Below are 25,379 nucleotides of genomic sequence, written 5' to 3'. Positions count from 1 at the left end.
CGTGAGCGCGAAATCGTTTGGCCTTTCTGCATTCTTTCGTGCGGCGCCAGAGATGCCTGCCCTTGCCTTCGCCATCCTGGTTCGTTCGGTTGGCAGTGGTGGTTTGCTCACTCTGGTCGTGCTGTACCTCGTGTCTCAACGGTCGCTGGACAGTTCCTATGTCGGTTTCATGTTGAGCGCCGCCGGCTTCGTCGCGGCCGCTCTCAGCGTACCGATCGGCCATCTGTCCAACGGATCTCGCTCACGAAACGCGGTAAGCATTTCTCTGGCGCTTCAGGGTATTGCGGCAATGGCATACGTGACTGTAGGTGGCCTTATTGGTCTGGCCTTCGTCGCCACTACCTATGCCATTGCCGAGGCAGCATCGGGGGCTTCGCGAGCGGTGCTAATCGCTGGGCTCGTTGCTCCGGATCAACGGACCATGGTGCGGAGCTGGCTGAGGGTCATCACCAACATTGGTTCTGTCGCCGGCGCGGGTCTTGCCGGGATAGCCATGGCTATTGACACTCCACTGGCATGGACGGTCGCCGTGGTCGCTTGTGGCGTGGCTCTCGTCCTTGGGGGGCTGGTGGTCCTGCGGGTTCCGAAGCCAGGCGATGTACCCTTCGATCCCTCCGAGCGTGTGTGGGGTGTATTGCGCGACCGGCGCTTCGCCATCCTGTCCCTGCTGAACGGATTACTGACAATGAACTCGGGCGTGCTTGTTGTCGCAGTTCCGGTGTGGATTGCCACTGAGGTTGACGCTCCCAAGAGCACCTTTGGCCTGCTGGTGATGCTCAACACGATCATGGTAGTCGCCCTCCAGGTACCCGTGACCCGAGGGATCGTCGACACTCATACGGGGGTCCGAGGACTACTCCGGTCGGGGGTCGCCCTAGCGGCCGCCTGCGTGGTCTTCGGTTTGGCGGGCGCGGTTCCCAGCAAGGGCGCCGTCGGTGCCCTCATCCTCGGAATCCTCTTACATGGATTTGCCGAGATGGTCCATGGAGCCGCGAGTTGGCAGCTCTCCTATGACTTCGCGCCTGAGCACGCCCATGGTCAGTATCAGGGCATGTTTGCCATGTCCTCGCAGCTCGGGATCGGGTTGGCTCCACTTCTTCTCGCCGCACTGATCTCCACCTACGGTCAAGCAGGTTGGTGGATCATCGCCGTAGTGATGGCAATGGCCGGACTACTGGCGCCGGTGCTCTTGGCATATGAAGACGACCGATCTGCGTCACCGCGGGGAGAACAGGGTGTTGTCTAGGTGTACTGCCCGGGGAGGTTGGTCGAGCGGCTGATGTGTCCCGTGCCGGGTGTGATGGAGGCTCTCATTCACCGGAAGGATGAGAGTCATGGCAGCACCGAGGAAGTACCCGGAGGAGCTTCGGGAGCGAGCGATCAGGATGGCGGTCGAGCTGCGGCGTGACCCTGCCACGAGGCAGGGGGCGTTGCGTCGGGTCGGTGAGCAGCTGGGGATCAACCCTGAGACGTTGCGGAACTGGGTGTCCCAGGCCGAGGTCGATGCTGGTGACCGGCCGGGCACGACCACGGTCGAGGCAGCAGCGGATCATCGAGCTTGAGCGTGAGGTTCGGGAGCTGCGGCGGACGAATGAGATCTTGCGGACGGCGTCGGCTTTTTTCGCCGCGGCGGAGCTCGACCGCAGGATCAGGTGAGCACGGCGGTGCTCGTCGCCTACATCGACGAGCACCGTGAGCGGTTCGGGGTCGAGCCGATCTGTCGGGTCCTGCGTGAGGCAGGCCTGGCGATCGCCCCGAGCACCTACTACGCCGCGAGGAACCGTCCGCCGTCCAGACGCGCGGCCAGCGACGCAAAGCACGTTGCTGCGATCAAGGCGGTGCACGAGACGAACTACGGCGTGTACGGGGTTCGTAAGGTCCACGCCGCGCTGAATCGCGACGGGCATCGCATCGCCCGCGGCACGGTCCACCGACTCATGCGTGCCTAGGGGTTGCGCGGGGTCAGTCGGGCCAAGGGACCGCGCACGACGATCGCCGGACGAGGGCCCGACGACCGGCCTGACCTGCTGCAGCGCCGCTTCGTCGCGCCAGCCCCCAACAGGGTGTGGGTCGCGGACATCACGTACTGCCGGACGTTCGCCGGGTGGGTGTACGCGGCATTCGTGCTGGACGTGTACTCGCGCAGAGTCGTGGGCTGGCAGCTGTCGACGAGCCTGCGCACCGACCTGGCCCTGGATGCCCTCGAGATGGGGTTGTGGACCCGGGACCATGCCGGGCAGCCCACGACGGGTGTGATCGCGCACTCGGACAAGGGAGCTCAATACGTCGCCATCCGCTACACCCAACGCCTCGCCGAGGCCGGCGCGGTCGCGTCTGTCGGATCGACGGGCGACTCCTACGACAACGCCATGGCCGAAGCATTCAACTCGACCTTCAAGGCCGAGCTCGTCCGAAACCGCGGCCCCTGGAAGACCATCGATGAACTAGAGATCGCCGTCGCCGAGTACATCGACTGGTACAACCACCGACGCCTGCACGGCCAGATCGGCTTGATCCCGCCCATCGAGTACGAGACCACCTACTACGCCCAGAACCCCGCCCCGGCTACCGTAGAGGCGTCAGAACCGAGCCTCCACTAACCCCGGCACGGGACAAACTCCCTGCCGACGGCGTAGCCCATGTGCCCCCCCCCGTAGCGTTGGAGGAAGTCGTTGAGCCCGAGGCGCAGGCCTGCTGTGCAGTGTCGGAGGCCCTGTCGCTCAGACCGTTGGTTCGCCACGCTCCCACCACGGGGTATGCGTCGACTTGAAAGACCTCGCTTGGGGGCTCTGGTTGGGATTCGGGGCGTCCGTCGCTTGATTCGTATGAAGTCGAGCCGAGTCCCCCATGAGGGACTCCACGTCTCATGTTCGCCTTCAAGGCGAGGTGCTCCCACCGTCAACGGTCGATCTACCCCTGATGATGACAGCGGGGTGTCAGAATCACAGAGTTGGCGCGTCTAATCCCTCTGCAAGTTCTCCGGGGTATTTCCAGGGCAGGCGCCGCTTGGGTCAACCCCGTGACAGGATTCGTTTGGCACCGTCGGCCCCAAACAGGGCCAGCAACAGTTCGTTGCGCCACTCGCCTCCCGCGTAGGCCTCGGCGGCCTCGAAGCCCTGCTCTGACGTCCTCTGCGCCGCTACCCGCTGTGCGGCCGCACGGCAGGTGGCGATCATGCGCTGGCGGCGATCAGCGTCCGTTCTGGCCCCGAGCGGCGGAAGTTCTTCCAACGCGTCCGCCAGCCCTGACAGAATCAGTGCATCATCAAGGAGGTCGAGCTCGTCTCTGGCCATGCAACTCCTGCTAGCGAGGTGAGCGTGGTCCGCAAGGGTGTCGCGGTCGAACATCCCTGTGTCCCAATGCTACGTGCAGGCAGGGTGGGTTCCGCTCACGGACCGAGGTGCATCGGACCACTGAACTGGGAGGCGATGATGGGTTTGACGGGTAAGAATTCCTAGAGAATCAAGGAGCGTTTCAGTGCGGTGGGCATTGCTGGATCAGCGGCGTCAGATCTTCGCTACGAAGATGAACGAGGAACTCCGCGATGAGTACAGGGAGCGGTTGACCTGCCCCGACGCTGTGTGCGGGGTCCTCGTCCACTGGCGCAAGCGCACCCGCGACGGGCGTGCTCCGACGTTCTTCGGTAGTCACCAGGAAGAATGCGAGTTCAGGACTGTGACTCGCGGACAGGCTGCGGCCCGTGAGGTTGAAGTGGCCCACCAGATCATCAACCGGGGCGATGGACTCAAGATCCGGTTGGAGGGGCCAGGCCCTCAGGAGCCCACCGTTGTACATGACCCCGTTGGTAGTGGTGGGACCACGCGTCAGCACACGCGAGGGCCCGCGAGGGAGGGGGCCGGTGTTGCCTCCCTCGGCTATCGCCCCTTACTCATTCACCTGATGGCAGGTCCTCTGGAAGAGGGCGGCAAAGCCTTGATCCTCAGCGATGGGACCCGGACCACACTGGGAGAGGGGTGCATGCACTCCCACAGTTTCAGGCAGGTCGAGGAGACCCGAATCGTCTGGGGAGCCGTGGTGGCCGCGGGCGGCGGTTGGATCAACTCCGGACCTCGTGGAGACAAGACACCCGCGGTGCGGTTTGGTGAGGGGGTTGTGTCCCAAGTCCTGGAGTCTGTTGGTGTGCAGGAGCTCGGCGACTTGGTGGGCCTCCACTTCCTCGTTGAGGGGAAGTTCAAGCCCACCTCCAAGGGCACCCCTTACGTGACCCTGAAAGACCCTAGGCGGATCACCTTCCTTAGGTCGATGGGGTAAGACAACGTTTGCCCCCTCTCGGGTGCCGCCTGTGGGAGCGGTGTGTCATGCCTGGCTCTCAGGCCAGTCTCCTGCGTGGAATGAGAGACTTAATCGCTGGGGACTGTCGGTCCGACGCGGGGGTGGCTTGTGAACTTACGGCTCTTGGGGTGCTTGCGGTGGAGCCAGGCGCCCCACCAGTCTTCGTAGCGGTTAGCGAGCTTCTTGGATGCTGCGGTGAGGTGGACCGTGATGTTGTGCGCGCGGGCCGTGGCGAAGGGGGCGGCGTCCGTTTCGAGGAGGTGGGTGACGGCGGCCTTGGCGATCCCCTCGCCTGGCTGGCTGGTGGCCAGTCCCTCGGCCTTCCAGCCGCCGAGGATGCGCGGGGCCAGAGTGAACGTGGCCACGGCCTGACCTTGGTCGTTGAAGGTCGTGAACGACCGGGTCGAGGGCAAGTGGTGGGACAGCGCCGGGGTTGCGAGGAGTCCCCACATGACCAAGGCGATGGCTGACGCGGCGAACGGCGAGATCGTCCAGGCCCAAGCCGGCGCCATGGTCGCGAGGGTGGGGTAGGTCACGAGGGCGACGGTGAGCAACCGCTGGCCGCGCTTCCACTTGCCCCGGCAGTACCAGTACCAGACGGTGGTGAATGGCAGGGTCTGATTGGTGATCGTCCAGTCCCGGTTCTTGTGGGTGAAGATGACGGGGGTGGGGAGGCCTGGGGGTGCGTGGATTGCGGGCTCCTAGCGGTGTCGTGAGGGGCGGGGGGGTGGGCCGGGGGTCTGAGTGTGTCAAGTGGTGCGGTGCCTGTGTGGGGGTGACGCTGCACCGATACTCAAACGAGTATGGTGATTCTGCCGTCACACCACTCACCCAAGGGGGAACCTATGCGCCGTACCGCGCTCACCGCCGCCATCACCCTGGCCGCCGCAACCATCCTCACCGGATGCAACAACGACACCTCCAGCGAGGAGGCCCCCAGCTCCAGCAACGAGGCCGCACAGCCCATGGAAGAGGGCGACCTGGGCGCCCCCTCGAACGCTCACCTCGACGGCGACTCCGACCAGGAAGGCGACGGCGGCGGGCAGGGGGACGCTCAGAGTCCCCTTCCGGTCGGAGGGCCCTACAGCCGGCCGCTCAGCTTCGTCGACGAGCAGACCCTCATCAGCATCCCCGGGGAAATCACCAGCGCCAACGACGAGGTCATCATCACCTCCCTCTGGGGAGACGACGCCCCCGACACCCTGTACGCCCACACGCCCCAGGGTGAGGAGCTCTGGTCCTTCGAAGCCGAGAGCGGATACATCGCCGGTGACGGCAGCGAGGTCTACGTCAGTGCGATCAACCTCCCCGGTGAGGGCGTCAAGGCTGGCCTGGAGGCCCAGGGTGCGGTCGTTGAAGCCAAGACCGGGAAGGTCGTCGCCGTGACCCCCGGCGACTCGGGCGCTGTTGGCGACGAGTGCGCGTCCCTGCCTACTGTGGCGGAACACCTGGGCCTCGAGGAGGGTGAGGCTCCCGGCTTTGACACCTTTACGGCCAGCAAGGAAGTCGAGGGCATTAGCTCCGACTGTGCGGCTGAGGGTGCATCGAACATGAACTCTCAGCGCTCCCCGCGCGGGAAGTTCATCGTGTCCGAGGGTGGCATCTACGACATGGAGGGCAAGACCGCGACCTGCTACGGCAAGGGTGCCGGGGAGAGCAACTACGCCATCATGGGCATCAACGACCAGGGCGACTTCCTCCTGCGCGAGGAGGACACGCTCGGGGTGGCCAACCTGGACCGTTCGACGGTGCTGACCGACGAGAATCAGGTGATCTCCAGTGAACAGGTCGTGGAGTCCGCAAAGATGGTCGGGCACGACTACATCGCCTGGGCCGTCGAGGACGGCGACCGGGATCTCACGACGATGACCACGAACGTCGCCAAGGTCAACTGGGACGACTGACAGGCGGCGATCCTTGGTGCAAGGGGCCTCGTGACCTACGGGTTGCGGGGCCCCTCCGCGTTGTCGTCGGCATTGAGGACGGGGGCGAGGAGCTCGTCCATGCTCACGTCGAAGGCGTGGGCTAGGCGGAGCCAGGTTTCGAGGGTGCCGTGGCGTTGCCCGGAGGAGACTTGCATGACGGTCATGCGTCCCAGGCCGGAGCGTTCGGTGATCTGGTCGATGGTGAGCCCGGTGCGGTCCTTCTGTGCCCGGAAGGCGTCCCTGAGTAGGGAGAGGTCCGGGTCGAAGGGCATGGGGGCAGTGCAGCCTGTTGGGAGGCGAAGCGCAGTACTCATTCGCGTACTAGGCGGTGGGGCCCGCTCCCCGCTGGTGGGGGTGGGGCTTCACGCTAGGTTGCGGGAGTGCCAGCAGACTTGACACCCAACACCCACCCACAGCCATCCCCGAAGCCGGCCTCTCCGCGGGAGGTCCTCGGCGACAAGGCCAGCTGGCGCGAGGTGCTCCGTGCCCCTCACATGGGTGTTGATTCGCTGGCATTCCAGTGGAATCTTGAGTTCGTGCTCCTCGCTCGCGAGCTCATCGGGCAGCGGCAGAAGCACACCGGGGAGACCCTGGAGGACGCTCGAAAGTGGCTCGCTGGCCGCCTACAGGTATCGCCTAACGGGTTGAAGGCGGTATTGAGTGGTCGGCGCTGGTCCACGACCCGAGAGGTCGCTGTTCTCGTTGAAGACCCTCTTGCTCGGCAACGCTTAACCCTGTTGGGTCACACCCATATCGGGGGTAGTGACTACCCCCTCCTGGCCGGCGCCCTGCACCTCCGCGAAACCCGCGGCCGCGTGACGACGCGCCCAACTCTGGGAAGAGTTGCCGGCGTGAAGGCAACCCCGACCCAAGCCAGCCCCCAAGACGCCAAGGCGGCCCTCATTGGCCTCCTGGCCGACGGGGTGTGGGTGCAGGGCATGCGAACCCACGACCAGCGCAAGGCCCGCGTCCTCGCACGCGAGCTCGTGTCCCTGGTCAAGGGCGAGCCGGGGCGTACCAGCAGTCAACGGCAGGCCGTCGAGGCAGCCATCGACAACGGGTGCTTCACGAACGCGGCCATCCGTGAACACGTCAACAAGGAGTACGGGCGGCGCCTCACCCCGAGGCAGATCGCTCAGGCTCTGGAAGGACTCAAGCGCAGGGGAACGGTCGTGCACGTTGACCGGGGCGTGTGGCGTAAGGCCACCGTCCGAGACCGAGGAGAAGAGGAGTAGTCACTGATGGACGGGCACCCGAAGCGGGTGCAGGCAGAAGAAATGGCCCCCACAGCCCCCGGCGCCAACCGGGAGAGCAAGAGCCACCTCAACGAACTAGTCACTCGTGATGGTAGCGGATCTGCTCTGGTTGTGGAAGGCCTGGTTCTGCCTGCCCGCCGCGCACTCAAGCCCTACGAGCAGGCCCCGGCCCCGGCTGGCGACACGATCCACGCCTGTTGCCGCGTCGCATGGCTGCTGGCCTCACGCCTCTGGCGTGCCCCGCTGCGGGGTGACGGTCTCTGGGTAGGTCCAGACCCTGATCCCCAGACCCTGCTCGAGGCGCGCAAGCGTCGCGACGTCCGGGACGTGGGACCCGTCGAGGAGTCCGTCGATGGTTCGGCGGGGGACGCCGGTGGTGTTGGCGATGTCCCTGTTGGAGGTGCCGGTCTTGGCCTTGTGGGCGGTGAGCTCGTGGGCGATGAGTCGGCAGCGTTCGGTGGTGACCTGGTCGGGGTGGGTGCCGGTGACGGGCTGGGTGGGCCACGGGATGGCTCCGTGGCTTGTGGCGACCTCGATGGGTTTGGGTCGGGCCTGTCTGGGCATGGGGGAAGGGTACGTGGGAGTGCAGGTGTTGCGGTGGCGCAAGGGTTTGTTGCGTCGTGTGCCACCCACTTCTATGGTGGGCGAAGAATCGCCCACTTGAGGAGTGGCATGCACCCCCACGACGACCTCGTCACGAACTACACCCCCCACATCAAACCCCAGACCTGGGACGCCATCGGCCCCTACGTCCGGGACGTGACCCGTCGTGCCGTCACCCCCCACACCACCAACCGCCGGGAAATCCGCGTCGCCATGCACGCCCTGACCCGCCACACCGCGTGGTGCACCGAGGAGAGCTTCCAGCCCCTCACCGACGAAGCCATCTTCAACACGGAAGCGATCAACATGTCCTGCGAACACGGACACCAGAACCTGACCTACAGCGTCCGCGGCAACATGCGCTCCATCCTGCGCAGGGTCTCCCGCCGCATCGGCGTCGACCCGGGCCCCGCCCCCGTCATCGCCCGCCACAAACTGCCCTCCGAGCCCTACACCGGGCAGGAAGCCGTCACCATCATCAGTTGGGCACGCTCCCAGCCGACCCCCTACCGGCAGCGCAACGCCCAGATGATCGTCGCCTTGGGTATGGATGCCGGGCTGAAGACCACCGAGATGGCCGGCGTGCGCGCTGGGGACGTCACCATCGACGACGACGGTGTCCTCGTCTGGGTGCGTGAAGGCAAGCACCCCCGGGCCGTCCCTGTCACCCGTGACCTTGAAGGGCTCGTGGCACGACACTCCCATCAGGCCGACCCCGGCGAGTTCCTGATCGCACCCAAGCGGACCACGACCCGTCGCCTCGGTGTCGTGTCGGACTTCACGAACAAGTACAAGGCGACCCTGCCCATCACCGCCCAGCGGCTGCGGTGCACGTGGCTGTACCGGCATCTGGCCGGTGGGACGCCGATCCCCGCCCTGATTCACGCCTCCGGTCTGGAGGGCGTCAGTGGGTTGGAGCGGATCCTTCCGTACTTGCCCGAACCGGAGCGGTCCACCGCCCGGCAGGCCCTGCGTGACCCGAAGGCGGTGATGGGCCTGTGAACCCGAACATCACCCACCTTCACCGGCGCGCACTGGGACGCCGAGGCAACATCACCGCAGCCGACCAGCGCCTGGCCGAGCACTACCCGGCCCGGGTTCAGTCCGTCGCCGCGTGGATGAAGACCAAGCGGCACCGTGCGGTCGCCCGGTCGAAGGCCGCCGACCGTGTCTTTCGCGCCGAGGCGGAGGTGGATCGGGCTGTGTCCCGGCTCGCGGTGGAGCGGGACATCAACCCTCGCAAGGCCCACCGGGACCACCCCGGCCTGACGGTCACCGGCACGGCGCGGACGCGGGCGGAGCGTGACCTGCGGGGCGCGCTGAACACCCTGCGGAAGGTCCTCGTGGAGGTCGCTCAGGAGGAGCGCCAGCTCGTGGGCCTGCCCGAGCGTCGTCCCGGCCGGCACGCGACGTGGGCGTCGGAGATGAACGTTGAACAACAGCGTGACGCCTCAGCACGGGACATGCTCATCCTGGCCCGGTACATGCTGGACATCGCCGCCGTGGACGCGTTGTTCTCCCAGTGGGAGGACGCTGAGCGTGCGAAGTCCCCGCGGCGGGCGTGCGGGCGTAAGCCCCTCCTGTCCCCGGTGACGGTGATGAGTTTCGAGTGGGCGCGCATCCTGGCCGACCGTCCCGGTTCGTACGCGGACATCGCCAAGGACATCGTCACGCTCATGGCCGACCCGTCGGAGGAGGCCCAGCGGCTCCGCGAGTACCTGGAGCTGGAGATCGTGGGGGACTGGTTGCCGTCCTCCCCGCTGCTGTCCAACGACCGTGGCGTCGAAGCTGCGAGGAGTGCCGTGCACCGGTCGTGGCAGTACCGGCGTGACCTGATCGACCCCTACCCGGGGCCGCGCAAGGGCACCCGCACGAAGGCCGAGCAGGCCCAGTTGGAAGCGAAGTGGGCGCAGGACCCCGCCCGTATCGCCGAGCGCCGGCACCGGTTGGACGTGTTCAACCAGCGGCTGATCGACGCGTCCCTGTGGCTGACGGATGACTCCACGTGGGAGGCGTGGCGTACCTCCCCGGCGCTGACCGTGGATGGCACGTTCGTCGCTGCCCGGTACAACTCTCGTCCCCGCACCCGGAAGGTGAAGAACGCTCTGGGCGGGGAGGAGTTTGTGGAGGTCGTCGGGTCGGACGCCGACATGGGTTACTACGTGCGGACCACGACGAACCATGCCCCGGCGAAGGGTATGGACCCGGTGAAGATGAAGTGTGAGCGTGGGGTGGAGGTGAACCTCGCGGTGATCGGCGCCGCGGACGCCGACTCCCGTGGTTTGGTGCCCCCGCTGATCGTCGCCGCACCTGTCCGCCTGCCGGGCATGGACCAGAAGGAAGCCCTGCTGGACATCGTCCAGTCCACGAAGGGCCTGCTGGACCCGGCTGACGGGGACGTGGGCCGTGATGGCCGGATCTTGCTGTGCACCGACCGTGGCTACCTGGGTCACTACGACGACTCGAAGAAGAGCTCCCGGGCCCGGTGGCACTTGAAGCTCCGCGAGGACGCTGACCTGGTCATGGACTACTCCAAGTCCGCGCTGGGTGCCCGGAACGTGGACGCGCAGGTGATCTTCCTCGAGGGTGGCCTGTACTGCGCGAGCATGCCCACCCCGTTGCGTGACGCGACGAAGGACTTCCGCAACGGTGACATCGACGGGCACACGTGGCGGCACCGTCTGGGGCAGCGTCGCGCGTTCCTGCTGCGTGAGAAGGAAGCCGGCACCGCAGACAAGACGGTCGTGAAGTGCCCCGCGAAGGGGCCCGGCGCGACCCTGAACTGCACGGGTTCCACCGGTCCCCGCAACCCGGGGATCACCATGTTGCCGATCTCCCCGCTCACCCAGACCGGGGGGAACAACGCGGCAGCGATCTGCAAGAACAAGCAGTCGGTGACCCTCAAGGCCACGTTCGACATGGACAAGTACTCCCAGCATTTCGAGTACGGGTCCGCAGAGTGGGCCGGCCACTACGGGCACCTGCGGTCCCGTGTGGAGTCCGCGAACAGTGTCCTGAAGGACCGTGGCTACCAGGGCATCGGACGGTCGATGCACCGCCGCCGCAAGGGCTTGGCGGCCGCGTCGGTGGAGGCTGGGCTTAGGGCGGCGGCGACGAACTTCCGCATCATCACCCGCCACGAAGCAGCCCTGACCACCCCCAACGGTGCCCCGACGGGCCCGGTCGTGGACCCGTGCGACCTCGAGGCTGTCCTGGAGTCCACCCGGCACGCGCAGAACCCGCCGGGTAGTGACCCCCCGGACACGGACTACGAAGCCGCCTGACCCCTCAACCCCTTGCCGCCCCTGACGGGGGAGTACCGGCCAAAGGGGGGCCAGGGAGTTGAGTCCCGCATAGTGGTGTAGCGCGGTGGCCACGATGTGCCCGGACATGGGTGCGGTCACCGTGTGATCCTTCGAGTCAACCTTCCACAGAATCCTCGAACGGAGTCATCACGATGACCGCACCTCACATTGTGGACCCTGCCGGCCTGCTGAGCGAAGCCCTGGCCGAAGCCTCGCCGGACCTGATGCGCCACTTGCTGCAGCAGACCATCAACGCCCTGCTGTCCGCAGACGCCGACGCGGTGGTCGGCGCCGAGTACGGCCGCCCCAGCACGACCCGTACCGCCCAGCGCAACGGGTACCGTCACCGCGACCTGGACACCCGGGTGGGCACGATCGACGTGGCCGTTCCCAAGCTCCGCACCGGGACCTACTTCCCCGAGTGGCTGTTGGAACGCCGCAAGCGGGCCGAAACCGCGCTGATCACCGTCGTGGCCGACTGCTATCTGGCCGGGGTGTCCACCCGCCGCATGGACAAGCTGGTCAAGACCCTCGGTATCGACGGCCTGTCGAAGTCCCAGGTCTCGCGGATGGCCGCCGAACTCGACGAGCACGTCGAGGAGTTCCGCCACCGGCCCCTGGACACCACCGGGCCGTGGACCTTCATCGCGGCCGACGCCCTGACCATGAAGGTCCGTGAAGGCGGCAGGGTCATCAACACCGTCGTGTTGATCGCCACCGGGGTGAACAACGATGGCCACCGCGAAGTCCTGGGCCTGCGCGTAGCAACCGGAGAGACCGGGGCGGCGTGGAACGAGTTCTTCGCCGACCTCGTCGCCCGCGGCCTGACCGGTGTGCAGCTCGTGACCTCTGACGCCCACACCGGTCTGGTCGAAGCGCTGCGGGCCAACCTGCCCGGCGCGACCTGGCAACGCTGCCGCACGCACTACGCAGCCAACCTCATGTCGGTCACTCCCAAGAGCATGTGGCCAGCAGTCAAGGCCATGCTGCACAGCGTGTACGACCAGCCCGACGCCGCCGCGGTGGACGCCCAGTTCGACCGGCTCCTGGACTACGTCCAGACCAAGCTTCCCGAGGTCCACGACCACCTGGACGCCGCTCGGGCCGACATCCTCGCGTTCACTACTTTCCCGAAGGACGTGTGGTCCCAGATCTGGTCGAACAACCCCGCCGAACGCCTCAACCGTGAGATCCGCCGCCGCACCGACAGTGTCGGGATCTTCCCCACCCGCCAGGCCGTGGTCCGTCTCGTCGGGGCCGTCCTGGCCGAGCAAACCGACGAATGGGCCGAAGGCCGCCGCTACCTGGGCTTGGACCTCCTGGCCCGCTGCCGCATGCACCTCATCCCCACCCCCCAGGAGGACACCACCACGACCACCGAGCTACCCGCCCTCACCGCTTGACAAACCACCCCACGACCCGAAGGACACCGCTACACCACTACCCGGGACTTGACCGGCCAGGGGATGCCCGGAACCAGCTCTACCCCTCATCGAAGGGCCAACCGCACCCCAGCGGTTGGCCCTTCGCCGTGTCCACCCGTGTTCTCAGGGGTCGGGTTCGTCCGGTGGCGCTTCCCAACCCCGAATCTCTTTGCGCACGCGCAAATCAGCCTGACGCGGTCATCCAGAACGCGCTAAACCGCCACGGCAAAAACGGCAGATCGACATATGCCCCGGACATCACACGCCGCCACTGGTCGGTCAACATCCGCAAGTTCGTCTCCCGCGCACACCAGCTCGAGGACCTCGTGGCGATGGGGAGCCTCACCGCGCCCGCCGCGGCCTTCCTCCGCGCCGCGGTGGCCAGCGGTCTGAACGTGCTGGTCTCGGGTGGGACGCAGGCGGGCAAGACGACCATGCTGAACTGCCTGGCCGCTGCCATCCCGCCCCACGAGCGGGTGGTCACGGCCGAGGAGGTCTTCGAGCTGCACGTACCGCTGCGCGACACCGTGGCGATGCAGTGCCGCCAGCCGAGCCTCGAGGGGACCGGCGAGATCACCCTGCGCCGCCTGGTCAAGGAGGCCCTGCGCATGCGCCCCTCCCGGGTTCTGGTCGGCGAGGTGCGCCAGGAGGAGGCACTCGACCTGCTCATCGCGCTGAACTCCGGGTTGCCCGGCATGGCGACGATCCACGCGAACGGTGCCCGGGAGGCCGTGCTCAAGATGTGCACGCTCCCGCTGCTGGCCGGTCCGAACGTCGCGAGCTCCTTCGTGGTGCCGACGGTGGCCAACGCGGTCGACCTGGTCGTCCACTGCGCCCTGGAACGTGACGGGCGTCGGCGGGTCCAGCAGATCGCCGCTCTGCCCGGGCGCACGGAGGGCGACGTCATCGAGGTGGCGGAGCTCTTCACCCGGGTGGACGGCGAGCTCACCCGAGCTGACGGGTTCCCGCCGCACCGGGAGCGCTTCGCACGGGCGGGCTACGACCTGCGCGAGCTGCTGGGGGCGGCATGACCGGTCTGCTCCTGGGCGCACTCCTCGGGGTGGGGCTGGCACTCGTGTGGGACTCCTTCTGGCCCACGCACCCCCGCACGCGGGTGACCCGGACCACCTGGCGCGACCGGGTGGCCGACGACCTGGCGGTCGCACGCTGGCCGGGGGTGACCCCGGTCGGCATGGTGCTCAGCACCCTCGCCCTCGGCATCGTCGCCTTCGTTCTGACGGCAGGGTTCACCGGAGTCCTCAGTGTCGCGGCCGCCTTCGCGGTCATCGCCTCGGCGCTGCCCTGGATGCTGCTCTCGGCCACCGTGCGTCGTCGGCGGTCGCGCCTCCGGCACGCCTGGCCGGACTGCGTCGACCACGTCGCCTCGGGTGTCCGGGCAGGTATGGCGCTGCCCGAGGCACTGGCGCAGCTGGCGGTGCGCGGTCCGGAGGAGCTCCGTCCCGCCTTCGCGGCGTTCGCCCGCGACTACCGGTCCACCGGCCGCTTCCACGTGAGCCTCGACGCGCTCAAGGACCGCCTGTCGGACCCGGTCGCGGACCGCCTGGTGGAGTCGCTCCGGATCGCTCGCGAGGTCGGCGGCAGCGACCTCGGCGTGGTCCTGCGCACCCTCAGCGCCTTCCTGCGGGAGGAGGCACACACCCGCTCGGAGATGGAGGCCCGACAGAGCTGGACCGTGAACGCCGCACGACTCGGACTCGCGGCGCCGTGGATCGTCCTGGCGATGCTGGCCACGCGCGGCGGCGACTCCCTGGCGGCCTACAACACGCCGACCGGGGCCCTCGTCCTGGCCGTCGGTGGGCTCGTCTCGGTGGCGGCCTACGTCCTGATGGTGCGGCTCGGTCGCATCCCGCAGGCGGAGCGGGTGCTGCGATGAGCTGGTCGTGGCCCGGAGCGGCCGTGGGTCTGGTGATCGGTCTCGGCCTGCTGCTGGTCGTGTACGGCGTCCCGCGCTGGCGCACACCCACCCTCGCCATGCGGGTCGACCCCTACGTGCGCGACGAGCCGGTGCCGGCGAGGCTGTTCAACCTGGCACCCCACGAGCAGCTCACCGTGCACCACCTCGTGGACCCCTTCACCAGGGGCCTCGGCCGGCGGCTCGGCGAGCTGCTCGGGGGTCACGACGTGCTGGTCCGCCGCCTCGAGCGGGCGGGACTCGCCCCCGACGTGCAGGGCTATCGCGCACAGCAGGCCGTGCTCGCGTGCCTGCTGGCCGCTGCGGGTGCTGCCCTCGGGGTCCTGCTGTGGAGCACGGGACGAGCGGTGCCGGTCATCGCCCCGGCGCTCGCGCTGTGCGGCGGCCTCTCCGGGGTCATGCTCCGCGACCAGCTGCTGGCACGTCGGCTCACCCGGCGGGAGCACCGCATCGTGGAGGAGTTCCCCGCGGTCGCGGAGCTGCTCGCCCTGGCAGTCGCGGCAGGGGAGTCGGCCAGCGCCGCCCTCGAGCGGGTCGCCCGCCTCAGCCGCGGTGAGCTCTCGCGCGAGCTGACCCAGGCCCTCGGCGAGGCACGCACCGGTGCCAGCCTGCCGAACGCGCTGGAGGGGATCGCCGAGCGCACGGGGGTCCCGAGCGTCGCCCGCTTCGTCGACGGCGTGATCATCGCCGTCGAGCGGGGCACACCGTTGGCGGAGGTGCTGCGTGCCCAGGCCACGGACGCCCGGGAGGCGGCCCGCCAGCAGATCATCGCCGAGGGAGGGCGACGGGAGATCCTCATGATGATCCCGGTCGTGTTCTTCGTGCTCCCGGTGACCGTCGTCTTCGCCATGTACCCCGGTCTGAGCGCGCTGCAGGTGAACCTCTGATGCGCCGGCCCACCGCCCGGCCCACGGGCCCCACGGACTCGGTCACCCACCCGGTGGCCGGAGGGGGCGCACGCCCCCGCACCGCTCCCGCCCGGGAGCACCACGGGGGAGGCAACTCCCGATCGCACAGTTCGCACACACCCACACAGGAGCCCGAGCATGACCACCCTGCAGTCCGTCTACGTCCGTCTGATGAACGCCTACGCCCGCATGACCGAGGACACCGAGCGGGGCGACGTGCCCGGCTGGGTGCTCATCACCATGATGACCGCCGGCATCGTGACCGCTCTGTGGGCGGTGGCGGGTCCGCTGCTGAACAGCCTGTTCACCACCGCGGTCAGCGGGGTGCAGGGCCCCTGAGGGCCGTCGGCGGAGGCGAGCGGGGAGCGGTCACGGCCGAGTTCGTGCTCACCAGCGTGATCGCGGTCTTCACGGTCATGGCCGTCCTGCAGCTCGCCTTCGCCCTGCACGTCCGCAACTCCCTCACGGCGTTCGCCGTCGAGGGGGCCCGGCACGGGGCCCGCTCCGACGCCGCGCCCGGTGACGGGGTGCAGCGGGCGCGGTACCTGATCGATCGGGCCTCGGCCGGCGCGACCGTGTCCGACGTCGTCCAAACCCACGACATCATCGGCGGCCGCGGGGTCGTCGTGGTCGAGGTGCGGGCGGATCTGCCCGTCCTGGGGCCGTGGGGGATCGGGTCGGACCTGACGGTCCGCGGGCGCGCGGTGCAGGAGGGCCGGTGACGCACCGGGCCGGTCCCCGCACCACCTCGTCCGGGGCCGGCGACCCGGAGGCTGGCGCCGCCATGGTCGAGTACACCGTCCTCGTCGCGTTCTTCCTGGTGCCGCTGGTCTACCTGATCCTGCTGCTGGCGGAGATCCAGTCGGCAGCCTTCGCGTCCACCGCCTCCGCGCGGGAGGCCGCCCGGGTGACGGTGGCCGAGGTGACCGACGAACGCCCCGGTGCGCTGGCGACGGGACAGGCGGCCGGTCGGCTCACGGCCGAGGACTTCGGGCAGGACGCCGCCGAGCTGACCCTCGAGTGCACCGGCTGCGACGAGCCCGGTGACGACGGTGGGGTCACGGCCTCCTCGCGCCTCCGCGTGACCCTGCCGGGCCTGGACCGGCTCGGCATCCGCGGACCGGCGGTGCTCACCATCACCGCGACGCACACCGAGCCCCTCGACGAGTACCGGGCAGGGGGTGGGCAGCGGTGAGCCGCACCCGACGACTCGTCGCCCGGCTCCGGGCGGTGCACCGTCCCCGACGCCGGGACCCCGAGGAGGGCGGCACCGCCCTGCTGCTCATGGGCTTCGTGGCGATCCTCGCCAGCCTGCTGCTCGTCGGAGTCGACACCACCAGCCTGTACCTCGCCCGCATCGAGACGCTGAACGCCACGGACGCCGCGGCCCGCGGGGCCGCCGACGCGATCTCCGACGACGCCTACTACGAGCAGGAGGTGACGGTGCTCGACCCTGCCGAGGTGGACCGTGCAGCCCACCGGGCCCTGGCCGAGCAGGAGCCGTCCTCCCGCATCGCCGCCTGGCAGGTGGTCAGCGCGGCGCCGACCGGCGACCGGCGGCAGGCGACCGTCCGCGTCACCAGTGAGGTGCACTTCCCGGTCACCGACCTCGTGCGCGGGTGGGTCCCGGGTGGCACGACGATCACCGTCGAGTCCACGGCACGTGGAGGAGACCGGAACGACAGGTGATCCGCGGCGTCGGCGCGCCCCCGTCGGTGCGATGCGGCACACTGCGAGGCCGCAGGTGTCGAGGGGGCGCCTGCCACACGACCAGACGAAGGGGAAGACATGAGCACATCCATCAGCCGTCGCGGGTTCGCCGGCCTGACCGCCGGCACCCTGGCCGGGGCCGCCCTGGCCCCCGGCGCACAGGCCGCCATCGACACCCCCGCCGGAGCCGCCGTCGGTGAGCGGCTGCGCGCCATGATCGGCAGCACCGCCGTCGGGGCCGTGGCCTCCGTGCGCGGTCCGTACGGTCACCTCGACGTCGCGGCGGGCAAGCAGTCCGTCAGCGGCTACTCCGCCCGGGTCAACTGCCGCGGCCGCGTCGCCAGCATCACCAAGATGATGGTGACCACCGCCGTCATGCAGCAGATCCAGGCGCGCACCTGGACGCTGCAGACCACCATCGACGACGTGCTGCCGGGCCTGTGGCCGGGGCGCGGGAACGTCACCCTGCGCCAGTTGTTGAGCCACACCTCCGGCATGCCCGACGCACTGAACGTCATCACCCCCGGCAGCAACATGTACGAGCAGTCCCCCGCGGTGCTCGAGGAGGCCTGCAGCGAGCAGTACACCGACGCGCAGATCGTGCGCATCGCCCGCGGCATGTCCTGGCGCTTCACGCCGGGGGAGGGCTACTACTACTCCAACACCGGCTTCGTCGTCGTCGGCATGATGCTGGCGAAGGTCACCGGCCAGTCGCTCAGGTCGCTGCTGCGCGAGCGGGTCTTCCTGCCCAACGGCATGCGCCAGACCTCGCTGCGCACCGGGTCGTCCGCACCGAGCCCGCAGCTCTCGGACTACATCGTCGAGGCGGACGGCCGCTACCGCCTGGAGCGGGTGAACCTGAGCACCTTCTCCGGCGCCGGCGCGGTCATGGCCACCTCGGCGGACCTGACGGACTTCACCTACCGCCTGTTCAGCGGTCGGATCGTCAGCCAGTACCTCGTGGACAAGATGTGCACCCCCTACGGGCCGGCGGTCGAGTACTCCTACGGCCTGGGCATGCGCATCGTGCCGGACGACGTGTCCGGTCGAGGCAACCTCTACGGGCACACCGGTTCCGGGTGGGGCTCGGTGGCGCACGCCCTGTCCACCCGCGACGGGCGCCGCCGCATGGCCTACATCGCCTCCGGTCGGCCCTACTGGTGGAACGGCAAGTGGCACATGGACCGCAACCGTGAGGCGCTGCGCAAGGCGGCTCTGCGCGCGACGGTCTCCTCCCGTGCCCTGTCGAACGCGACTCCGGACGCGAAGGGCCTGGACCCGCAGGTCGTCCGCGGTGCCGCGCGCTACGACGCCGAGGTCGCCCCCTTCTTCGGCTGAACCGGCCTCGTGAGAACCACCCCACCGCGGGGTGATGCGTGACAAGCGCGTCATCCCGTGGTGGGGTGGTCCCGCTTGGTGCCCGACCGCACGCTGGGCGGGCCCTTCAGCGCGAGATCCACACCTACTGAGGAGAAGACATGACGTCTGCCCTGTCCCGCCGTCAGTTCGCCGGCCTGGCCACGGCCACCGCCGCCACCACCGCCCTGGGCGCCACCACGGGCGTGACCGCGTCCAACGCGGCCCTGGCCACCGGCCCGAACGCCGAGGCCCTCAAGGCGGCCCTGAAGGGCATGATCGGCAACCCGCTGGTGGGCGCCGTCTGCTCCGTGTCCGGCCGCTACGGCCGTCTGGACCTTGCCGCCGGTCGCTTCTCCATGACCCGCTCGGAGCTGGCTCGCGCCAACGCTCGCGCCCGCATCTCCTCCATGACCAAGCCGCAGCTGGCGACCGCGGTCTTCCAGCTCATCGAGCGCAAGAAGTGGACGCTGAAGACCACCATCGACGACGTGCTGCCGGGCCTGTGGAAGGGCCGGGGCAGCGTCACCGTGGGCCAGCTCCTCAACCACACCTCCGGCATGCCGGACCACATCAACGACGTCGTCGCCGAGCACGACTTCACCCTCGGCTGGTGGGAGGACTTCACCAACGACCAGTGGAGCCACGCCGACATCATCGCCGCGGCCAAGAAGCTGCCGTGGAAGTTCACCCCGGGTGAGGGCTGGGCCTACTCGAACACCGGCTACGTCGTGCTGTCGATGATGCTGGAGAAGGTTCACGGCACGTCCATCGCGTCCATCCTGCGCCAGCAGGTGTACACGAAGATGGGCATGAACCAGACCTTCCTGTTCAACTCCGCGAAGGTGGAGAACCCGGCGCTGGAGCTCGAGGACGTCGCCATGCTCGGCAAGCAGAAGGAGCGCCTGCAGGACGTCAACCTGTCAATCTTCTCCGGCTCCGCCGCCGCCATGTCGACCTCTGCCGACATCACCGACTTCTGGGCCGTGCTGCTGCGTCACCAGATCCTGTCGCAGACCAGCGTCGACCAGATGATCACCCCGGTGGGCGCCGCCGCGGACGCCGGCTACGGCTACGGCGTGCTGGTGCTCGACGACGTCTTCACCGGCAAGGGCAAGCTCTACGGCCACGACGGTGGCGGCTTCGGCTCCACCGCCATGTCCTTCTCCTCGCGCGACGGCTGGCGCCGCATGGCCTTCATGATGACCGGCCGCCCGATGGACGAGGAGGGCGCCACCCGGCTGCAGAACGGCCAGTTCGAGGTCATGGACGCCTGCATGGCCGTCTCCACCAACCGCTCGGGCCGTCCGTCCGGCTACTCCGCCTCCGCCGTGCGTGGCGAGGTGCTGCCGATGCTGTCGCGCTCGAAGTTCCGTCTGGGCTGATCCGCAGGCGGACTCGACGAGTCCTGACGCCGCTGGGGCGGGAACCTTCGGGTTCCCCGCCCCAGCGGCGTCTTCGTGGTGGGCAGGACGACGTCGTGCACTGTCTGGGTGATGGGATCTGTCACACCCGGTACACGACCTCGCCGTCCTTGATGGTCCGGAGCACCTGGATGTCACGCAGGTCCTGCGGCGGGGTCGCGAGCGGGTCGTCGGACAGGACCACCAGGTCGGCCCGCATGCCCTCCCGGACGCACCCCTTGGAGTCCTCCTCGCCGTACTGGTAGGCGGCCTCGCAGGTGACCGCCCGCAGCGCCTCCCAGGTGGAGATCCGCTCCTCCAGCCCGATGGGGTACCCGCTGCGCGTGATCCGGTTCACCGCTGCCCAGATCGTCAGCATCATGTCCGGCGGCGTGACCGGCGCGTCCTGGTGGAGCGTCACCCGCACGCCGCGGTCGAGCGCGGAGCGGGCGGGGGAGACCCGACGCCCCCGGACGGGCCCGAAGTTGCGCAGGTGCACGTCACCCCAGAACCACGTGTGGCCAGTGAAGACCGAGGCGATCATGCCCAGCTCGGCCATGCGGTCCAGCTGGTCGTCGCGCACCGTCTGGGCGTGGATCATGACGGGACGGGCCTCCAGGAGCGCCGGTGTCCGCGCACCCACCTCCTGCACGGTGGTCACCCACTGCTCGGCCGCCGCGTCGCCGTTGCAGTGCACGATCAGCTGCCGCCCCTGCTCGGCCACCGCTCGCGTGTAGCGCTCCACCTCCTCGGCGGTGTGGATCGGGTAGGCGCATCCCGGGGCCTCGTCGCCCGGCACGGGCTCGTACGGCTCGCTCATCCACGCCGACCGCGCCTGCGGGGAGCCGTCGAGGATCATCTTGTACCCACCCAGCCGCAGGCCGTCCACGTAGTCGCCGGTCAGGCCCGGGTGCTCGTCGTACACGGCGGTACCGGTCTGCACCACCGGGTAGACCGCCACGTCGAGCCGGAGCGCGCCCGCTCGCGACGCCTCGACCAGGCCGGCCACCGTCGCGGGGTCGGCGGCCCCCTCCTGGGCGGTCGTGATGCCGTGGCGCAGGTAGTCGGCGACCGCGAGCTCGGCGGCACCCACGGGGTCCGCCGACCCGGTGGGCAGCAGCCCGCCGTCGCCACCGGGGGAGAGGACGGCGGCGAAGGCCGACATGGCCGGGTGCTCCTCGACGTAGCCGTCCGGGGTGCCGTCGGGGAAGCGCCCGAATCGTCCGCCCTCCGGGTCCGGGGTGTCCGCGGTCAGGCCGGCGGCCTCCACCAGGAACGAGTTGCCGACGGCGACGTGCAGGCTGCGGTGCAGGGCCAGGACGGGCAGGTCGGTGCTCACCGCGTCGAGCTCCTCCCGCGTGGGGTGGCGCTGCTCGGCGAGCATCTGCGGGTCGTACCTCGCCCCGACCAGCGGGGACCGGTCGTCGGCGTCCCGGGCGGCCAGGCGCTCCCGGAACGCGGTGACGACCTCCTCGATGCTGCGTGCGCCCTCGAGGTCCACCAGGGCCGCCAGGGCGCCGTGGTGCAGCAGGTGGCCGTGGGGGTCGATGAAGGAGGGCATGAGCGTCCGCCCGTCCAGGCTCACCTCCTCCACCGAGGGGCCGGCCGAGGACCGGACCTCCTGGAGCGGCCCGACGGCGGCGATCCGCCCGTTGCGGACCAGGACCGCCTCGGGGGCGTCGTCCCGGTCGACCATGGTGATGATGCGGCCCGAGTGGTAGAGCGTCTCCACGGGTAGCTGTCCTTCCTGCGGTGAGGGGTGGGGTGGCCTGCGTCAGCGGTCGCGGGCCACGGAGTCATCGGCGACGGGCCCCTGCAGGGTCCACGTCCGCCGGCCCACGCTGCGGGTGAGGAGCAGGGCGAGCAGGTAGGCGAGGGTCAGGGCGGCCATCACCCCGAGAGCGGCCCACAGGCCCATCTCCCCGGCGAACGCGGCGGAGATGGTGAGCATGGCGGGGAGGTACAGCATCTCCGGCAGGTTCATCAGCCCCATCTCGGCCATGGTGCTGGTGTGCATGCGCGGGTCCAGGATGCGCACCAGTGCCAGCCCGGTGGGGGTGGTGCCGGTCAGGGTGCCGTACATGCCCAGGGTGCGCTCGAAGTCGTGGTCGCTGCCGTAGCGCTGGCCGATGACGACGCACAGCCCCACCGTCAGCAGGACGGCCAGCACGGCGGTGGCGAGGATCGGCACGAGCCAGGCGGCCACGACGGCGGCCTGCACGGCCATGAAGGAGGCCACCACCACGAAGTCGGTGGTCAGGCCGGTGATGCGGGCCTGCATCTGGCGGTGCAGCAGGTGGTCCACCGACAGCAGTCCGAGCACCCAGCGCACGAAGTAGGCCGCCAGCAGGCCGTTCATGAACATCATCCCGCTGATGGTCTCGCCCACGAAGCCCGGGACGTGGGCGAACACCCACGCCAGTGCGTGGGCCAGCAGGTAGCCCAGGCCCATCATCGAGAAGTGGAAGGTGAGGGTGTCGACGCTGCCGGAGAAGGTCGTCTCCGAGCCCATCGACTCGGTCTCCTCGTCACGGTGGAAGTAGCCCTTGCCCACCGACTCGGTGATCCCCATCGAGTGCGTGGCCAGGCCACGGTTCATGCCCCACCGCGCCAGCGGCACACCCACCAGGAAGGCGGCCGCGAAGCCCGCCGAGGCGAACGCGAGGCCGACGTCCACGGCATCGGTCCAACCCTGCTGCTCGAAGATGCCGGCGAAGGTGACCGCCTGACCGGGGCCCTGCGCGAAGGCGAAGGGGAGCATGAAGCCGTAGGTCGCGTCCATGTCGCCGAAGCGTCCGGTGGCCGCGACGACCCCGACACCGAGCAGTGCCTGTGTGGCGAACACGAGGGTCCACGTCAGCCCCATGGCCCAGGCCCCGCGCAGGAGCGTGGCCTGTGCGCGACCCGTGGCATCCCGTGTGCCGGGCGGCGGCGGGGTGAGACCGATGGAGATGAAGGAGAGCGTGAACAGCTCTGCGGTGAGCAGCGTGAAGAGCTCGTGGTCCACTCCCGGGAGCAGGCCGGAGAGTCCTGCGTTCATGGCGATGGCGCCGAGGAAGCCGGCGATCACGAAGGCGGGCACGATGTTGGTGCGGAACGCCGGGATCCAGCGGCGCAGCACCATGCCGACCAGGCACAGGACGCCGATGAGCGAGAGACCGAACAGCGCGGACATGGGGAGCCTCCTGGGTGCACGGCCCGCGTCACGACGGCGTCGCGGTGGCAGCCGCGGAGTGGTTGGGTCAGCGAGGACCGTACCCGCACCACGCGGTGGTCGCGCGGGTGCGGGCGCGGGCAGTGACACGGACCCCCCTTCTCAGTAGCGTGATGAATGCCACCGAGCTCGGTGGTCGCCTCGCCACAACTGACCGGGAGTCACCATGAAGGCAGCCGTCGTCCCCGCCCTGAGGTCCCCGCTGGAGATCCGTGACCTGGAGGTGCCCACGCCGCAGGCCGGGCAGGTGCTGGTCAAGATCGAGGCCAGCGGGCTGTGCCACACCGACATCCACGCCGCGCACGGTGACTGGCCGGTCAAGCCGAAGACCCCGCTCATCCCCGGCCACGAGGGCGTCGGCACCGTCGAGCAGCTTGGTGAGGGCGTCGACGAGGTCGCGGTGGGGGAGCGCGTGGCCCTGCCGTGGCTGGGGCGGGCCTGCAGCCGGTGCCGCTACTGCCTGGGTGGGCAGGAGACCTACTGCACCGCACCGGAGTACATGGGCTACACGATCGACGGGAGCTACGCCGAGTACGCCATCGGCTACGCCAGCCACGTGGTCAAGGTGCCCGAGGGCGTCAGCTCCTTCGACGCCGCACCCATCACCTGTGCCGGCGTGACCACCTACGCGGCGCTCAAGGCCGCCCGTCCCTCGCCGGCCGACACCGCGCTGGTCGTGGGCATGGGCGGTCTGGGCCACCTGGGCCTGCAGTACGCACGGGCCTTCGGGTGCCGCACCATCGCCGCCGACGTCTCCGACGACAAGCTCAACCTGGCCACCGAGCAGCTGGGTGCCGACCACGCCGTCGACGGTCGCGGGGACCTGCACGAGCAGGTCTCCCGGCTGGGTGGTGCGGACATCGCCCTGGTGACGGTGCCGTCCCCGGCGGTGATGGCCGCTGCCCACGCCGCACTCAACCCGACCGGGCGTCTGGTGCTGGTGGGGCTTCCGGCCGACAACAAGCTGACCCTGCCGGTGTTCGAGACCGTCCTGCAGGGCATCAGCGTGCACGGTTCGCTGGTGGGTACGCGCAACGACCTGGCCGAGTGCTTCGAGCTGCACGCCATGGGGCGCACCAAGGTCATCGCCGAGTCGCGCCGGCTCGAGGACGTCAACGAGTGCTTCGAGGAGGTGCTCTCCGGGGCGGTGCCGGCCCGCCTGGTCTTCGAGTTCTGAGGGGCGGACGTACGGGCGGAGTGCGGTCCCTCGCACCGATTTTGTTGGGGTGCCGGGGCCCGGTTCCCATCCGCTCGGGATCGTCGCGGTGCGATGGGTGGCAGGTGTGAGTCGTCCCCGAGGCGCCGACCGACCCCGCCCACACACCCCCCCGATCTCCTGGAGACACCATGGACCTCAACGTGCCCCTGTCGCGTCGGCGAGTCGTCGCTGGCGCCGCCTGGACCGCCCCCGCCGTCGCCGTGGCGGCAGCAGCCCCCGCAGTGGCCGCCTCGCCGCAGAACAACTACGGCCTGGCGACGTGGTCGTACAGCCGCCTGTACACGCAGCTGGACGCGAACGGCAACCGCGTCATCACGAGCCTGGACTTCAACGACACCTCCGACGTCGCCCCGGGCTTCCCTGCCGGCTTCGCCGCCATCAACCTGCCGCAGACCGGCAGCACCTCGCTCTCGCCCACCACCACGGCCACGTTCACACGCGGGCCCGTCATGAGCTTCGCGTTCCCGCAGAACTGGTTCAACTCGCGGCCGTCCGTCTCGGACTTCCAGGTCACGGGCGCCTGGGCCGTGGACTCCGTCACCGAGCAGACCGTCAACGGGGTCAACTCGGTCGTCGTGCAGCTGTCCTTCCAGGGGGTCACGGTCGGCCAGACGGTGGACGACCAGGACGCCGGACAGATCCCGGCCTGGCCCGGGTCGGAGTTCAGCGTGACGACCAACCCGAACCGGCTGGGCCTCTACACCGGCAACTTCACCGCCTTCCAGTTCACCTCCGGTGCCACGTACACCACGGCCAACGGCATGACCGTGGACCGCGACGCCCCCTGGCAGTCGCGCAACATCGTCATCGGCTGACGGATCGACACCCCG

At 69.0% G+C, this 25,379-nt stretch carries 23 protein-coding genes, 2 pseudogenes and 1 other annotated feature; of the genes and pseudogenes, 19 read left to right on the top strand and 6 right to left on the bottom strand.

The window, feature by feature from the left end; translation table 11 throughout:
• Nucleotide 1: 1 nt before the first annotated feature.
• Complete coding sequence (locus tag ACY8FT_RS05440) at nt 2-1,246, top strand: MFS transporter (protein ID WP_462417894.1); 1,245 nt, start codon at nt 2-4, stop codon at nt 1,244-1,246.
• A gap of 88 nt (nt 1,247-1,334) precedes the next feature.
• Nucleotides 1,335-2,600: pseudogene (locus ACY8FT_RS05435) on the top strand (IS3 family transposase).
• Nucleotides 1,614-1,757 (top strand) — a sequence feature (AL1L pseudoknot). (Overlaps the previous pseudogene by 144 nt.)
• Before the next feature lie 411 nt (nt 2,601-3,011).
• Here ACY8FT_RS05435 and ACY8FT_RS05430 read toward each other — a convergent pair.
• Nucleotides 3,012-3,293 carry a hypothetical protein gene (locus tag ACY8FT_RS05430; RefSeq protein WP_462417893.1) on the bottom strand — a complete coding sequence of 94 codons (282 nt, stop codon included), beginning with the start codon at nt 3,291-3,293 and terminating at the stop codon, nt 3,012-3,014.
• Between the two features lie 232 nt (nt 3,294-3,525).
• On the opposite strand from ACY8FT_RS05430, the gene ACY8FT_RS05425 reads away from it, so the two are divergent.
• Nucleotides 3,526-4,272 (top strand): hypothetical protein, encoded by a 747-nt coding sequence (locus ACY8FT_RS05425; RefSeq protein WP_462417892.1) that lies wholly within the window; start codon nt 3,526-3,528, stop codon nt 4,270-4,272.
• Nucleotides 4,273-4,361: 89 nt separating this feature from the next.
• On the opposite strand, the gene ACY8FT_RS05420 is transcribed toward ACY8FT_RS05425, so the two are convergent.
• Nucleotides 4,362-4,829, bottom strand: coding sequence for a hypothetical protein (locus ACY8FT_RS05420; RefSeq protein WP_462417891.1), 468 nt, complete (start codon nt 4,827-4,829; stop codon nt 4,362-4,364).
• A gap of 309 nt (nt 4,830-5,138) precedes the next feature.
• Between ACY8FT_RS05420 and ACY8FT_RS05415 the strand changes: the two genes are divergently transcribed.
• On the top strand, nt 5,139-6,197 hold the full coding sequence (locus ACY8FT_RS05415; RefSeq protein ID WP_462417890.1) for a hypothetical protein: 1,059 nt from the start codon (nt 5,139-5,141) through the stop codon (nt 6,195-6,197).
• A gap of 35 nt (nt 6,198-6,232) precedes the next feature.
• On the opposite strand, the gene ACY8FT_RS05410 is transcribed toward ACY8FT_RS05415, so the two are convergent.
• Entirely contained in the window at nt 6,233-6,490 is a 258-nt protein-coding gene (locus ACY8FT_RS05410; protein WP_462417889.1) for a helix-turn-helix domain-containing protein, read from the bottom strand.
• Between the two features lie 579 nt (nt 6,491-7,069).
• Between ACY8FT_RS05410 and ACY8FT_RS05405 the strand changes: the two genes are divergently transcribed.
• Complete coding sequence (locus tag ACY8FT_RS05405; protein WP_462417888.1) at nt 7,070-7,453, top strand: hypothetical protein; 384 nt, start codon at nt 7,070-7,072, stop codon at nt 7,451-7,453.
• Nucleotides 7,454-7,696: 243 nt separating this feature from the next.
• Here the strand turns inward: ACY8FT_RS05405 and ACY8FT_RS05400 are convergent, their stop codons facing one another.
• Nucleotides 7,697-8,038: a hypothetical protein gene (locus ACY8FT_RS05400; protein WP_462417887.1), complete on the bottom strand. Its 342-nt coding sequence runs from the start codon at nt 8,036-8,038 to the stop codon at nt 7,697-7,699.
• A 108-nt stretch (nt 8,039-8,146) separates the two neighbouring features.
• Between ACY8FT_RS05400 and ACY8FT_RS05395 the strand changes: the two genes are divergently transcribed.
• The 12 genes and pseudogenes from ACY8FT_RS05395 (at nt 8,147) to ACY8FT_RS05340 (ending at nt 20,098) form a co-directional block, all read left to right on the top strand.
• The gene (locus ACY8FT_RS05395) at nt 8,147-9,079 is read left to right on the top strand and encodes a hypothetical protein (RefSeq protein ID WP_462417886.1); all 933 of its coding nucleotides are present in this window, start codon (nt 8,147-8,149) and stop codon (nt 9,077-9,079) included.
• On the top strand, nt 9,076-11,361 hold the full coding sequence (locus ACY8FT_RS05390) for a hypothetical protein (protein WP_462417885.1): 2,286 nt from the start codon (nt 9,076-9,078) through the stop codon (nt 11,359-11,361). Before ACY8FT_RS05395 ends, ACY8FT_RS05390 begins: the two co-directional genes overlap by 4 nt.
• Nucleotides 11,362-11,534: 173 nt before the next feature.
• The gene (locus tag ACY8FT_RS05385; RefSeq protein WP_462417884.1) at nt 11,535-12,785 is read left to right on the top strand and encodes an IS256 family transposase; all 1,251 of its coding nucleotides are present in this window, start codon (nt 11,535-11,537) and stop codon (nt 12,783-12,785) included.
• Nucleotides 12,786-13,057: 272 nt separating this feature from the next.
• Nucleotides 13,058-13,837, top strand: a pseudogene (locus ACY8FT_RS05380) (CpaF family protein); the annotation flags it as partial.
• Nucleotides 13,834-14,700 (top strand): type II secretion system F family protein, encoded by an 867-nt coding sequence (locus ACY8FT_RS05375; protein ID WP_462417883.1) that lies wholly within the window; start codon nt 13,834-13,836, stop codon nt 14,698-14,700. The pseudogene ACY8FT_RS05380 and the gene ACY8FT_RS05375, both read left to right, overlap by 4 nt.
• Nucleotides 14,697-15,626, top strand: coding sequence for a type II secretion system F family protein (locus ACY8FT_RS05370; protein WP_462417882.1), 930 nt, complete (start codon nt 14,697-14,699; stop codon nt 15,624-15,626). Before ACY8FT_RS05375 ends, ACY8FT_RS05370 begins: the two co-directional genes overlap by 4 nt.
• A 159-nt stretch (nt 15,627-15,785) precedes the next feature.
• A complete protein-coding gene (locus ACY8FT_RS05365) occupies nt 15,786-15,986 on the top strand; it encodes a hypothetical protein (RefSeq protein ID WP_462418416.1) in 201 nt (66 codons plus the stop codon).
• 44 nt (nt 15,987-16,030) lie between these two features.
• Nucleotides 16,031-16,369 carry a pilus assembly protein gene (locus ACY8FT_RS05360; protein WP_462417881.1) on the top strand — a complete coding sequence of 113 codons (339 nt, stop codon included), beginning with the start codon at nt 16,031-16,033 and terminating at the stop codon, nt 16,367-16,369.
• Entirely contained in the window at nt 16,366-16,842 is a 477-nt protein-coding gene (locus ACY8FT_RS05355) for a hypothetical protein (protein ID WP_462417880.1), read from the top strand. The genes ACY8FT_RS05360 and ACY8FT_RS05355 overlap by 4 nt, the downstream gene beginning before the upstream one ends.
• Nucleotides 16,839-17,336, top strand: coding sequence for a pilus assembly protein TadG-related protein (locus ACY8FT_RS05350; RefSeq protein ID WP_462417879.1), 498 nt, complete (start codon nt 16,839-16,841; stop codon nt 17,334-17,336). The genes ACY8FT_RS05355 and ACY8FT_RS05350 overlap by 4 nt, the downstream gene beginning before the upstream one ends.
• Nucleotides 17,337-17,435: 99 nt before the next feature.
• Nucleotides 17,436-18,695, top strand: coding sequence for a serine hydrolase domain-containing protein (locus tag ACY8FT_RS05345; protein ID WP_462417878.1), 1,260 nt, complete (start codon nt 17,436-17,438; stop codon nt 18,693-18,695).
• Between the two features lie 140 nt (nt 18,696-18,835).
• Complete coding sequence (locus tag ACY8FT_RS05340; protein ID WP_462417877.1) at nt 18,836-20,098, top strand: serine hydrolase domain-containing protein; 1,263 nt, start codon at nt 18,836-18,838, stop codon at nt 20,096-20,098.
• A 121-nt stretch (nt 20,099-20,219) separates the two neighbouring features.
• Here ACY8FT_RS05340 and ACY8FT_RS05335 read toward each other — a convergent pair whose 3' ends face one another.
• Nucleotides 20,220-21,848 (bottom strand): amidohydrolase, encoded by a 1,629-nt coding sequence (locus ACY8FT_RS05335; RefSeq protein WP_462417876.1) that lies wholly within the window; start codon nt 21,846-21,848, stop codon nt 20,220-20,222.
• Nucleotides 21,849-21,890: 42 nt separating this feature from the next.
• Nucleotides 21,891-23,291, bottom strand: coding sequence for a sodium/glutamate symporter (locus ACY8FT_RS05330; RefSeq protein ID WP_462417875.1), 1,401 nt, complete (start codon nt 23,289-23,291; stop codon nt 21,891-21,893).
• Nucleotides 23,292-23,496: 205 nt separating this feature from the next.
• Between ACY8FT_RS05330 and ACY8FT_RS05325 the strand changes: the two genes are divergently transcribed.
• Nucleotides 23,497-24,507, top strand: a complete 1,011-nt coding sequence (locus tag ACY8FT_RS05325; RefSeq protein ID WP_462417874.1) for a zinc-dependent alcohol dehydrogenase — start codon at nt 23,497-23,499, stop codon at nt 24,505-24,507.
• 170 nt (nt 24,508-24,677) lie between these two features.
• Nucleotides 24,678-25,364, top strand: a complete 687-nt coding sequence (locus ACY8FT_RS05320) for a hypothetical protein (RefSeq protein WP_462417873.1) — start codon at nt 24,678-24,680, stop codon at nt 25,362-25,364.
• Nucleotides 25,365-25,379: the final 15 nt, after the last annotated feature.

The organism is Kytococcus sp. Marseille-QA3725 (genome assembly GCF_054950055.1).
Note: the sequence above shows the minus strand (reverse complement) of the source record. Positions and strands in the feature narration are given on the sequence as shown.

What these genes read in the sequence shown, in the direction of transcription:
- ACY8FT_RS05430 (WP_462417893.1), bottom strand. Translation starts at nt 3,293, where the DNA reads ATGGCCAGAGACGAGCTCGACCTCCTTGATGATGCACTGATTCTGTCA.
- ACY8FT_RS05425 (WP_462417892.1), top strand. Translation starts at nt 3,526, where the DNA reads ATGAACGAGGAACTCCGCGATGAGTACAGGGAGCGGTTGACCTGCCCC.
- ACY8FT_RS05415 (WP_462417890.1), top strand. Translation starts at nt 5,139, where the DNA reads ATGCGCCGTACCGCGCTCACCGCCGCCATCACCCTGGCCGCCGCAACC.
- ACY8FT_RS05410 (WP_462417889.1), bottom strand. Translation starts at nt 6,490, where the DNA reads ATGCCCTTCGACCCGGACCTCTCCCTACTCAGGGACGCCTTCCGGGCA.
- ACY8FT_RS05400 (WP_462417887.1), bottom strand. Translation starts at nt 8,038, where the DNA reads ATGCCCAGACAGGCCCGACCCAAACCCATCGAGGTCGCCACAAGCCAC.
- ACY8FT_RS05395 (WP_462417886.1), top strand. Translation starts at nt 8,147, where the DNA reads ATGCACCCCCACGACGACCTCGTCACGAACTACACCCCCCACATCAAA.
- ACY8FT_RS05385 (WP_462417884.1), top strand. Translation starts at nt 11,535, where the DNA reads ATGACCGCACCTCACATTGTGGACCCTGCCGGCCTGCTGAGCGAAGCC.
- ACY8FT_RS05375 (WP_462417883.1), top strand. Translation starts at nt 13,834, where the DNA reads ATGACCGGTCTGCTCCTGGGCGCACTCCTCGGGGTGGGGCTGGCACTC.
- ACY8FT_RS05370 (WP_462417882.1), top strand. Translation starts at nt 14,697, where the DNA reads ATGAGCTGGTCGTGGCCCGGAGCGGCCGTGGGTCTGGTGATCGGTCTC.
- ACY8FT_RS05365 (WP_462418416.1), top strand. Translation starts at nt 15,786, where the DNA reads ATGACCACCCTGCAGTCCGTCTACGTCCGTCTGATGAACGCCTACGCC.
- ACY8FT_RS05345 (WP_462417878.1), top strand. Translation starts at nt 17,436, where the DNA reads ATGAGCACATCCATCAGCCGTCGCGGGTTCGCCGGCCTGACCGCCGGC.
- ACY8FT_RS05340 (WP_462417877.1), top strand. Translation starts at nt 18,836, where the DNA reads ATGACGTCTGCCCTGTCCCGCCGTCAGTTCGCCGGCCTGGCCACGGCC.
- ACY8FT_RS05330 (WP_462417875.1), bottom strand. Translation starts at nt 23,291, where the DNA reads ATGTCCGCGCTGTTCGGTCTCTCGCTCATCGGCGTCCTGTGCCTGGTC.
- ACY8FT_RS05325 (WP_462417874.1), top strand. Translation starts at nt 23,497, where the DNA reads ATGAAGGCAGCCGTCGTCCCCGCCCTGAGGTCCCCGCTGGAGATCCGT.
- ACY8FT_RS05320 (WP_462417873.1), top strand. Translation starts at nt 24,678, where the DNA reads ATGGACCTCAACGTGCCCCTGTCGCGTCGGCGAGTCGTCGCTGGCGCC.